Source organism: Streptomyces albidoflavus (assembly GCF_000719955.1).
Taxonomy (GTDB): Bacteria; Actinomycetota; Actinomycetes; order Streptomycetales; family Streptomycetaceae; genus Streptomyces; species Streptomyces albidoflavus.
Map to the genome: position 1 here is coordinate 1 of NZ_JOII01000064.1, position 10,828 is coordinate 10,828.

Annotated in this window: 10 protein-coding genes; 6 read left to right on the top strand and 4 right to left on the bottom strand. The window is 74.9% G+C overall.

The window, feature by feature from the left end:
• Nucleotides 1-321: 321 nt before the first annotated feature.
• Nucleotides 322-2,349 carry a TerD family protein gene (locus tag IF45_RS0130540; protein ID WP_030310820.1) on the top strand — a complete coding sequence of 676 codons (2,028 nt, stop codon included), beginning with the start codon at nt 322-324 and terminating at the stop codon, nt 2,347-2,349.
• Nucleotides 2,350-2,374: 25 nt separating this feature from the next.
• On the opposite strand, the gene IF45_RS34325 is transcribed toward IF45_RS0130540, so the two are convergent.
• The 4 genes from IF45_RS34325 to IF45_RS0130560 form a co-directional block, all read right to left on the bottom strand.
• Complete coding sequence (locus tag IF45_RS34325) at nt 2,375-3,757, bottom strand: hypothetical protein (RefSeq protein ID WP_030310822.1); 1,383 nt, start codon at nt 3,755-3,757, stop codon at nt 2,375-2,377.
• A 72-nt stretch (nt 3,758-3,829) separates the two neighbouring features.
• Nucleotides 3,830-4,324, bottom strand: coding sequence for a DUF5994 family protein (locus IF45_RS0130550; RefSeq protein WP_003949508.1), 495 nt, complete (start codon nt 4,322-4,324; stop codon nt 3,830-3,832).
• Between the two features lie 173 nt (nt 4,325-4,497).
• A complete protein-coding gene (locus tag IF45_RS0130555) occupies nt 4,498-5,247 on the bottom strand; it encodes a sulfite exporter TauE/SafE family protein (protein WP_008408650.1) in 750 nt (249 codons plus the stop codon).
• A gap of 153 nt (nt 5,248-5,400) precedes the next feature.
• On the bottom strand, nt 5,401-5,901 hold the full coding sequence (locus tag IF45_RS0130560; protein WP_030310825.1) for a molybdopterin-dependent oxidoreductase: 501 nt from the start codon (nt 5,899-5,901) through the stop codon (nt 5,401-5,403).
• Between the two features lie 230 nt (nt 5,902-6,131).
• Here IF45_RS0130560 and IF45_RS0130565 point away from each other — a divergent pair, with 230 nt between their 5' ends.
• The 5 genes from IF45_RS0130565 (at nt 6,132) to IF45_RS0130585 (ending at nt 10,689) form a co-directional block, all read left to right on the top strand.
• Nucleotides 6,132-6,944 (top strand): SDR family oxidoreductase, encoded by an 813-nt coding sequence (locus IF45_RS0130565; RefSeq protein WP_030310827.1) that lies wholly within the window; start codon nt 6,132-6,134, stop codon nt 6,942-6,944.
• A 63-nt stretch (nt 6,945-7,007) separates the two neighbouring features.
• Nucleotides 7,008-7,601 carry an HhH-GPD-type base excision DNA repair protein gene (locus IF45_RS0130570; protein ID WP_008408647.1) on the top strand — a complete coding sequence of 198 codons (594 nt, stop codon included), beginning with the start codon at nt 7,008-7,010 and terminating at the stop codon, nt 7,599-7,601.
• Nucleotides 7,602-7,821: 220 nt separating this feature from the next.
• Nucleotides 7,822-9,405 (top strand): M28 family metallopeptidase, encoded by a 1,584-nt coding sequence (locus tag IF45_RS0130575; RefSeq protein WP_030310828.1) that lies wholly within the window; start codon nt 7,822-7,824, stop codon nt 9,403-9,405.
• Nucleotides 9,406-9,541: 136 nt separating this feature from the next.
• Nucleotides 9,542-9,838, top strand: a complete 297-nt coding sequence (locus tag IF45_RS0130580) for a type II toxin-antitoxin system VapB family antitoxin (protein ID WP_003949502.1) — start codon at nt 9,542-9,544, stop codon at nt 9,836-9,838.
• A gap of 152 nt (nt 9,839-9,990) precedes the next feature.
• Nucleotides 9,991-10,689 (top strand): LytR C-terminal domain-containing protein, encoded by a 699-nt coding sequence (locus tag IF45_RS0130585; protein WP_165395707.1) that lies wholly within the window; start codon nt 9,991-9,993, stop codon nt 10,687-10,689.
• Nucleotides 10,690-10,828 lie beyond the last annotated feature (139 nt).

Here is a 10,828-nt window from a genome sequence, read left to right on the forward strand (position 1 = left end):
ACACACGGCCGCCTTGAAGCGACTGACCCCGCACCATGCAGTTTGTGAGGAGGTACCCCGACCCGGCCCCGCCCGACCCACGCGGGGAACGACCCGCGACCCTCACAGCCCGGCCGGCGTTTGAGGCCAATCGGTGGCCCGCAGGGTCAGAGGCGGCGGGTCAGGACGAAAAGCAAGCCGCCCCCTTTTCTTCACATCCCTGACCAGATCCTCCATCAGGAGATACCTTGCAGCTCATGACCCCGCTGTGGCGGCGGTCACACAAACAACGGGGTGGGGGCCGCCCGGCGCGGCAGAGTGAGGGGGGACCGCGTGCGCGAGATGTCCAAGGGAGCCAACGTCGCACTGGCCACACTGAGCGAGGACACATCCGCGGTAGTGGTCGGCCTGAGCTGGAGCAGCCCGGCCGGCGAGGGCGACGCCGACGTGTCGGTGCTCCTGCTGGGGCCGGACGGCAAGGTCCGCCACGACGGCGACTTCTACTTCTACAACCACCCGGCCTCGCCGGACGGCAGCGTCCAGCTTCTCGGCAAGACCCCGGCCGGCAACGGCAGCGAGGACCGCGTCAGCCTCGACCTCGGCGCCGTACCTCCCGGCGTGGAGCGCATCGTCATCGCCGCCAGCCAGTACGGCGACGGGCGCTTCGGCGATCTGGACGAGCTGCGGCTGACCCTGGCCGACCGCTCCGGGGAGATGCTCCTCGGGTACGCGATCGAGGGCGCCACCGACGAACGCGCCTTCCTCTTCGGCGAGCTGTACCTGCGAGAGGGGGCCTGGAAGTTCCGCGCCATCGGCCAGGGGTACGCCTCGGGGCTGGCGGGGCTCGCCACCGACTTCGGCATCGACGTGGACGACGAGGGTGAGGGCGAGGAGGGCGCCGCTCCGCCCGAGGACGCCCAGGCTTCCGCGACCGCCGCCCCGGGGAGTCCGGAGCCCAGCGACCCGGCCCCGGCCCCGGCCCCGCCCGTGGCGCTCCCCGCGCAGCGGCCCGCTCCCGAGCCCGCCGCGGCCAAGCCGGTGCGCCGTCGCCCCCGGACCGCCAAGAAGAAGGTCACCCTGCCCGCCGCCCGGCAGCGGACGCTCGCCGAGAACGACGCCTGGCGCTCCGCCCGGCTCTTTCCTGCCGCCTCTCTCAAGAGCGACCGGGAGCGTGAGACGCGGTCCACCTCGGTGCTGCTGGCCGCGATGGCCCAGGTGCCGGAGTTCGGGCGCCGGCTGACCGCCGCGTTCGGCGCGCCCGCCGGCCGGATGGAGACCTTCACCGAGGTGACGCTGCCGCACGGCGAGACCCCGCGCCGTCCGGACGGGATCATCCGCGTCGAGCGGGCCGGAAAGCTCTGGACGGCGCTGGTGGAGACCAAGACCAACGGCAATCCGCTCCGTGCCGACCAGGTGCAGAGTTACGTGGACATCGCCGCCCGGCGCGGCTACGAGGCGGTCATCACGCTCTCCAACGACGTGGCCCTGGAGGGCCGTCCGCTGGTCGAGGTGAAGATGGACCGCCGCCGCAAGCACAAGGTGGCGCTCTGGCACCTCTCCTGGGCCGAGGTGGCCCACCAGGCGCAGTTGCTGATCCGGCACGAGGGCGTCGGCAACGCCGCGCACGCCTGGCTGCTCCAGGAACTGCTGCACTACCTCCAGCACGACAACTCCGGCTGCCAGGGCTTCCAGAACATGGGCCCGTCCTGGGTACAGGTCCGCAACGGCATCGACGCCGAGACGCTCTGTCCGGGTGACGCGCGGGCGGTCGACGTGATCGAGAGCTGGGAGCGGCTGGTCCGCCAGGTCTGTCTGCGGATCGGCGGCGAGCTGGGCCGCAAGGCGATGCCGGTGCAGCGCGGCAAGCGGGGCGCCGATCCGGCCGCGCGCCGGGCGGCACTCGCGGACCGGCTCTGCGAGGACGGGCGGCTCACCGCCGAACTGCGGGTCGACGGTTCCCCGGGCGTCCTCGCCCTCACCGCCGACCTGCGGACCGGCAAGCTGCGGACCTCGGTGGAGGTGCCGGTGCCGGAGGGCGGCTACCCGCTCTCCTCGGCCAAGCGCCTGCTGCGGATGCTGGCCGAGGCTCCGGCGGACCTGCATGTGGAGACGTTGGTCGAGGAGGGGAACGGGCCGCGCTCGACCCTGGAGCGGCTGCGCCCCGAACCGGCGGACCTGCTGCCGCGCAACGGGGAGCGGATCATGGGCTTCCGCCTCTCCCTCTTCAAGGGCATGGGCACCACGCGCGGATCGGCCGCCTCCGGCTTCATCCGCAGTGTCGACGAGGCCGTGGACCACTTCCACGCCCAGGTCGTCGCCCATCTGCCGGTCCCGGACAGCCGCCCGGCCCGGCGGCCCGTCCCCGCCTGAGCCTCTTCGAAGCCGACCCCGGCGGCTACGCCGCCGTGTCCACCAGACGCCAGGCCCCAGACGCCTCCACCTGGAGGAGGCACACCCCAGGCACCCCCAGTTCCATGCGGGCCGTGCCCGTGCCCTCGGCCAGGACCGGGCCCGGGCGGAAGTCGCGGTAGAGGCGGCGGACGCGGAAGGGGCCGGGGCCCTGGTGGTGGAGGAGGACCAGGCGGGAGCGGGTCTCCTTGGTGAGGATGTCGGGGCCGGTGCCCTCGGCCGAGGGGCCCAGGTCGCGGGTGTGGGCGGTGGCGAGGAGGGTGGCGGTCCAGGGGCCGGAGGCGCGGATGTCCAGGGCGAGGCCGGCGGCCGTGGCGGTGCCGCGGGGGACGGGGAGGACGGCGCCGACCGGGCCTTGCCGGCGCAGCAGGCGGACGCGGCCGCGGCGGCCGGAGCCGGCGATCACCTCGACGGTGCGCGGGGTGTCGCAGGTGAAGGCGAGCAGCAGCGGGGCGGCGTCGCCGGGGGTGCGCAGGGTGAGGCGGAGGGCGCCGTTGCCGTGGCAGGTGTCGTAGGCGGGCGGCGCGTGGGCGGGGCCGGTGGTGGCCTCGGCGTCGGCGAGGCGGGCGGCGTCGGCGCGGCAGACCTCGACGGTGCGGGCGGCGCCGTGCGGCGGGGCCCAGCGGACGGTGGCGGCGGCCGGGCCGTGCCAGGGGTCGAAGAAGCAGTCGGGGGCGGCGGCGGGGGTGTCGAGGCCGAGCAGCCGGTCGAGGGTGGTGAGGGCGGCCCGGCCTTCGGCGAGGATGCCCGGGACCTGCTCGGCACCGGCCCGCCCGGCCTCGTCGTACGCCTCCAGCGCCCGGCTCCAGGCGGCCAGTTCCTGGTACGGGGAGCCGGGGGCCGGGACGAAGGGGTGGGCCTGGAGGAGGAGGCCGAAGGTGGTGACGGCCGGGTCGTGGGCCGGGCGCGGGGCCGGGAGGGAAGCAGGGAGTTCAGCGGGGGGAGCCTTCGCTGCGGGGCGGGGCTCGGTGGTGCGCGGGGACGGGAGTGCGGGCGGGCCGGGGTGTTCCGGGGTGGCGCCGGGACGGTCCGGGGTGCCGCCGGGCCGAGCCCGTCCCGGCCGGTACGCGGCGGCGGCGCAGGTGGCGGCGTAGACGGCGAGGAGGCCGAGGGCGGCTTCCCAGCGGCCGGGGGTCAGGAGGACGGCGGCGAGGGCGAGGACCAGGGGGGCGGCGCCCAGGAGCAGGGCGCGGCGCAGGATGACGGGGCGCGGGGCGCGCGAGGGGGCCGGCGGTGCGGCGGGGCGGGGGCCGGGCGGGGTCTTCGGCCGGCGGTTGCCGCGGGGCCGGGGAGGTGAGGGTGACGGGGGTGGCGGGGGCGGTTCCGTACCGCGGCCGACCGGGCCCCACCAGCGCTGGCCCTGTTCCATCGCACGCACCCCCCGAGCCGGACCGTTGAAGGCATTGTGGCAGGGGGGCGTGCGGGATCGGGGTGGACGCGCTCAGCGGCGCGGGTGCCCGGGGCGTACGCCGGTCTCGGTGAGGATCGTGCCGGCGGCGGCGGTGTTGCGGGGGTCCAGTGCCCGGGCCATCGCGGCGACGGCGGCCTCGGGGGCGGCCTCGGGCGGGACGACGAGGAGGGAGAAGAGGGCGCGGTCGTCGCGGGTGACGAGGGCGGTGTCGTCCGCGACGGGGTAGCCGTCGATGCGCACCACTCGGCCGTCGATCACGAGGCGGGTCGGCAGCGCGCCCCAGGTCTCCAGGTCCACCCCGACCCGCGTCACCGGGTCCCAGTGCCCGGCCAGCCCGCCGATGAGCCGGGGGATCTCGATGTGCACCCGGTGCGAGTAGGGCCACCAGGCGCCGTCGAAGAGCCCGTCGCGGTGGTCGGTGAGCTCCAGCCTGAGGACCGGGCCGGGACCGAACCTGACCGCCTCGGCGGCCGGGTGGGCACCCGTGTCGCGCCGTGCGTCTGTGTCGGGGTCCACGTCTGCCATGGCGTACGCACCTCCCACGAGACCGGGATCGCTGCCGCCCCGGGAGCGTGCCGCGCGGCGTCGCCAGGCCGCGCCGCTGCTTCCACGGTACTGCGCCGAAGGCCGCCACGAGGGCTCTGACCAGGGCGGATTCCGGAAAGTTGGCGTGGCCGGGCACGCGCGGGGAGCGGCGGTCAGCTCAGCGTCATGTGGAGCAGCCCGGCGGTGCCGACGGTGAGGATGAGGACGCGCAGGGCGACCGGGCGCAGCCGCTGGGCGGCGCGGGCGCCGAAGGGGGCGCCGGCCGTGGCCCCGGCGGCGATCAGCAGGGCGGCGGGCCAGTCGATGTCGGCGGCGATCAGGAAGAAGCCGGCGGCGACCGCGTTGACCTGGGCGACCAGGACGTTCTTGAGGGCGTTGATCCGCTGGAGGGGCGCGTCGAGCAGGGCGCCGGAGAGGGCGACGTAGAGGATGCCCTGCCCGGCGGAGAAGTAGCCGCCGTAGACGCTGGCCAGGCCGAGGCCGATCCGGAGGGGGAGGCCGCCGCCGGGGCGGGTGAGGCGGCCGCGCAGGGCGCGGGTCAGCAGGGGCTGCACGGCGATCAGGAGGAGGGCGAGGCCGACGAGGACCGGCACCACGGTGGCGAAGACGCCGGGCGGCAGCACCATGAGCAGCCCGGCGCCGACGAGCCCGCCGGCCGCCGCGCTGGCGCAGAGGGGGAGCAGCAGGCGGCGCTGTCCGGCCAGTTCGCGCCGGTAGGCGTAGGCGCCGCTGAGCGAGCCGGGGATGAGGCCGAGCGCGTTGGAGACGGTGGCGGTGACCGGGGGCAGCCCGGTGGCGAGCAGCACGGGGAAGGTGACGAGGGTGCCGGAGCCGACCGCCGTGTTGAGCGCGCCGCCCGCGAACCCGGCGAGGAGGACGGCGACGGCCTCCCAGAGCGTCACGGGGCCGTTCCGGCGGTCAGGGCGGGGCGGCGGCCGGCGGGTATGCGGGGCGCCGGGCGGGGGACGCGGCCGGCGGGGTGGGGCTGTCGGGGCATGCGGCGACGGTACGCCGGGGACGCTTCGGCAGGTGGCGAAGGGTGTCCGGCGGCCCGCTCACCCCGCCCCGGAGACGAGGCGCTCCTCGCCGGCGGCCACCGGCAGACCGGGCCGCACCAGCCGTACCCCGGTGACCGCGCTGACGTACCGCGCCCCGCACCGGTCGGCCGGGACGACCAGGTGCGGGGCGTCGAGCAGGGCGCCGTCGAGGCGGACGGCGAGCAGGACGGGCGCGTAGCGGAACTCCTCGTCGACCTCGGCCCAGGCGAGGACGGCGCGGTGCCCGTCGGACCCGGCGATCACCAGCAGCCGCCCGGCGCGGTCCTTACGGGTGGCGGGGACCGCGCCGGGGAGGGCGCCCAGGAGCACGTCCCGCAGGAGCGGGCCGGTGAAGGTGTGGTGGCGCGGGCCGCTGGTGGCGCAGTCGAAGACCACCTCGGCGCGCTGCTCGGGCCAGCCGCCCGCCAGCTCCGCCACGGTCAGCCGGGCCGGCTCCCCCGTCTCCCCGCACAGCTCGACGCACCGCCCGGTCCTCGCCGTGCCCGAAGCTCCGCCCATGGCGCGCCTCCCGCCCTCCGCCTCACCGGTCCCGGAGTAGGGGGATGCCCGCACCCCCATCCGCTAACCGCAGATACCAGCCAATCGGCCCAAGATCTCCGCAGATTCGGGCGCGAGGGGGAAGAAACGGCCGCAGATGCGGAACGGCCCCTCCTCCTCGCTCCCTTGTCGCCCCGGCTACCGTCCGGTACGTTCCCCCGGCCGAACGGACGAGCGGGAAGAGGCGGGCGATGGATCAGGCGGGGCGGGACGGGCGTACGGCGCTGGTGACGGGGGCCTCCTCGGGCATCGGGGCGGCGGTCGCGGCACTGCTGGTGGCGCGCGGCTACCGGGTGCTGGGCACCAGCCGGGACCCGGAGCGGGTCGCCGGACCGGTCCCCGGCGTCACCTACCTGGCGCTCGACCTCGCCGACGAGGCCTCCGTGCGGGCCTGCGCCGAGGCGGCCGGGCCGGTGGACGTGCTGGTCAACAACGCGGGCGAGAGCCAGAGCGGCCCGCTGGAGGAGCTGCCGCCCGAGGCGCTGGAACGCCTCTTCCGGGTCAACGTCCTCAGCGCCGTCCGCCTCACCCAGCTCCTGCTGCCCGCGATGCGCGAGCGCCGCGCGGGCCGGATCGTCATGGTCGGCTCGATGCTGGCCAGCTTCCCCCTCGCCTACCGCTCCTCCTACGTCGCCTCCAAGGCGGCCCTGAAGGGCTTCGCCGACGCCGCCCGGCGCGAACTGGCCCCGTACGGGATCAGGATGAGCACGGTGGAGCCGGGCTCGATCGCCACCGGGATCAGCGAGCGGCGCACCGAGTACGTGGCGGCAAACTCCCCGTACCGCGCCGAGTACGCGACGATGCTGCGGCACCTCAACGCCAACGAGGCCGCCGGGATCTCGGCGGAGAAGGTCGCGGCGACCGTGCTGCGGGCGGTCGAGGACGAGCGGCCGCGCCCGCTCTACGCGGTCGGCAGCAACGCCCCGTTCGTCTTCGCCCTGTGCCGGCTGCTGCCGCGCGCCGCGGTGCTGCGGATCGTGGCGCGGCGGCACGGGCTCGGCTGAACCCGCTCCCACCTGCGGCTCAGCCCGCGTGCGGCCCCGCCCGGGCCAGGTGACCATGGCCGCATGGAGAAGACACTGCGGCTCGCGCAGGAGCCCCGGGCCGACGCGTTGCTCAGCCGCAGCCCGCTGGCCGACCTGGTCGGCATGCTGCTGGACCAGCAGGTGCCGATGGAGTGGGCGTTCAGCGGGCCGTACACGATCGCCCGGCGGATGGGCGCGGACGATCTCGACGCGCACGAGATCGCCGCGTACGACCCGGACGAGTTCGCCGCGCTGCTCTCCGCCAAACCGGCGGTGCATCGCTACCCCGGGTCGATGGCCCGGCGCGTCCAGCAGCTCTGCCAGTACCTGGTGGACCACTACGACGGGGACGCCGAGGCGCTCTGGCGGGACGTGGCCGACGGCGAGGAGCTGCTCGGCCGGCTCAAGGCGCTGCCCGGCTACGGCCCGCAGAAGGCGCAGATCTTCCTCGCCCTGCTCGGCAAGCAGCTCGGCGTCCGCCCGCCCGGCTGGCGCGAGGCGGCCGGGGTCTACGGCCAGGAGCACGCCTACCGCTCGGTCGCCGACATCACCGGGCCCGAGTCGCTGGCCCGGGTGCGGGCCCACAAGCAGGAGATGAAACGGGCCGCGAAGGCCGCCCGGGACGACGGGTCCTGAGCCGGCCGCGCTGTCCGGCGGCCGGTGGACCGACCCGGCGAAACCCGCCCATCACGACGAGGTCCCCTTTCGCCGGGTGGCGCGAATCGCTAGGTTCCCCAGCAGCCGCGTTGAACACCTGCACGTCTCTCGTTCAGCTCTGCCAACTCCCGCCTCCGGCGGGGATGTTCACATTGGACTTCGGGGAGGGAACCCTGTGAAGGCACTGTCCCGCAGAACCATGGCCGTGGTCGCCGCCACCGCGCTCGCCACACCGCTGCTGCTCGGCGCGGCACCCGGCCACGGGCACGGGCACGGGCCCGGCCACGGCCACAAGCCGTCGACGCCGGGCAAGGACGCGGCGGCGCTCGCCCGCGAGCTGGTCAAGGAGTCCTCGGCCCACGCCGCCCACCGCCACCTGCGGAAGCTCCAGTCGATCGCCGACCGGAACGACGGCCACCGCGCGGCGGGCTCGCCCGGCCACGAGGCCTCGGCGGCGTACATCGAGAAGCTGATGAAGAAGGCCGGCTACAAGGTCACCCGGCAGACCTTCTCCTTCACCTACACCGAGACGCTGGCGCAGAAGCTCTCCGTGGTCGAGCCCGGTCAGCGGGACGTCGCGGTGCACGCCATGACGTACACCGCCTCCACCCCCGAGGGCGGCCTCCAGGCGGCCCTGGTCGACACCCCGGCCGACGCCGACTCCACCCCGGGCTGCACCGCCGCGGACTACTCCGCCGAGGTCGAGGGCGCCGTGGCGCTGATCGAGCGCGGGGGCTGCTCCTTCGCCGAGAAGCAGGCGGCCGCCGCCGAGGCGGGCGCGGTCGGCGCGATCATCTACAACAACACCGAGGGCGCCCTCTCCGGGACCCTCGGCGAGGCCGGGGCGGGCCGCGTCCCGACCGGTGGCGTGACCCAGGCCGAGGGCAAGGCGCTCGCCGCCGACGCCGCCAAGGGCGCCAAGGTCTCGCTGGAGATCCGCCAGCTCCAGGAGGAGCGCGAGACCGACAACCTCCTCGCCGAGACCCGCGGCGGCTCCGCCGACCGCACGGTCATGCTCGGCGCCCACCTCGACTCGGTCACCGAGGGCGCGGGCATCAACGACAACGGCTCCGGCTCGGCCGGCCTGGTCGAGGTCGCCCTCAACCTCGCCGACGCCACGAACCAGAACCGCCCGGGCAAGCACGGCAAGGCCAAGGAGCCGCGCAACAAGGTCCGGTTCGCCTGGTGGTCGGCGGAGGAGAACGGCCTGCTGGGCTCCGAGCACTATGTCGGCAAGCTCTCCGAGAAGCAGCGCGGCCAGATCCCGGCGTACCTCAACTTCGACATGATCGCCTCGCCCAACGCCGCCCAGTTCGTCTTCGACGGCGACGACTCCGACGGCGTCGGCGAGGGCCCCGGCCCGGAGGGCTCCGCCCAGATCGAGCGGGACATCACCGCCTTCCTGGACCGCCAGGGCAAGCCGCACGAGGGCACCGACTTCGACGGCCGCTCCGACTACGGCCCCTTCGTCGAGGCGGGCATCCCCGCCGGCGGCACCTTCACCGGCGCCGAGGGCCTCAAGACGAAGGAGCAGGCCAAGCGGTACGGCGGCACGGCGGGCGAGGCGTACGACCCGTGCTACCACTCGGCGTGCGACGACCTGAAGAACATCTCGATGAAGGCGTTCGACACCAACATCGACGTGATCGCCCACGCGGTCGGCACCTACGCGCACGACCTCTCCTCGCTCGGCAAGCCGGTGAAGCAGAAGGCGGCCCCCAAGGCCCAGCGTCACCAGGGCGAGGGCCAGGCCCAGGGCCACCACCACGGCCTGACCGAGTAGGACGCACCGGCGCCGGCCGGCCCGGGCGGGTCCGGCCGGCGCTCCGGCGCCGCCAAACCGAACAATTGCCCCCATCGCGGCCGGGGCGCGGTGCACAAGGCTGCGGCCTCCCGCCCCGGCCCGGTAGGCTTTCCGTGTGATCTTCAAGCGCATCGGAAACGGCCGGCCTTACCCCGACCACGGCCGGGAATCCACCCGCCAGTGGGCGGACGTGGCCCCGCGCCCGGTCCGCCTCGATCAGCTCGTGACGACCAAGGGCCAGCTCGACCTGGAAACCCTCCTCGCCGAGGACTCGACCTTCTACGGCGACCTCTTCGCCCACGTGGTGAAGTGGCGGGGCGACCTCTACCTGGAGGACGGACTGCACCGCGCCGTCCGCGCCGCGCTCCAGCAGCGCCAGGTCCTCCACGCCCGCGTCCTCGAACTGGACTGAGCGGCCCGAGCACACCGGCCACCGCCCGGCCGACCACGGACGTGACCGTTCCGCATCCACACGGGACCGAATGGGCCCTTTTCCCACCGGTCGGGACCAAGCGGTAGATCCTTTAGTAGGCATTGCCCCAGGGCCGCATTACGCTGCGCCTCATGAGCATGCTCACTCCCCCCGGCATGGGCGGCAAGTACCGCATCACGGGGGACAAGTACCCCCGCATGCGCCGTACCGGCGGCCGCCGCAAGCTGGTCCTGGCGGCCACCGGCGGCGTGCTGGCCCTCGGACTCGTCGGCTGGGGGACCTTCCAGCTCGTCGACGTCTTCACCGGCGGTTCCACCGCCACGGCGGCGGGCGGCAGGAACTGCCCCGCGCCCGCCACCAGCGCCTCCCCCGCCAAGGCCACGCCCCTCCCCGCCCCGGGCCGGATCAAGGTCAACGTCCTCAACGCCACCGAACGCAGCGGCCTCGCCAAGCAGACCGCCGACGCCCTCAAGAAGCGCGGCTTCGCCATCGGCGAGGTCGGCAACGCCACCGAGGAGTACGACAAGAAGGTCAAGGGGACCGTCCTGCTGCTCGGCGCGGCCGACGCGGTCGACGGCGCCTTCCCGGTCCTCGCCACCCAGGTCGGCGGGGCGAAGCAGAAGGTCGAGGCCCCGGTGAAGGGCGAGCCCGCCGAGGCCGAGGGCGAGGCGGACGGGGCGGCCAAGGGCCCCCGGAAGCCGAACGAGGTCGACCTGATCATCGGCGACGGCTTCAAGAAGCTGGCCCCCGAGGCCGCCGCCACCGGCGCCCTCAAGGCGCTCAACGCCCCGAAGCCCTCCCCGTCGCCCACGGCCGCCGGGCGCTGCTGACCGGGCTCCTCCGCGCACGGCCGCGCCCCCGGGTCCCTGAGGCAGATTCTTGGGGTCCTCGCAACACCTGATGGCTTATGTGGCCGTCAGTAGATCACGCAGGCGCTCGGCTGGTGTTTTCCAGCCGAGCGTTTTGCGT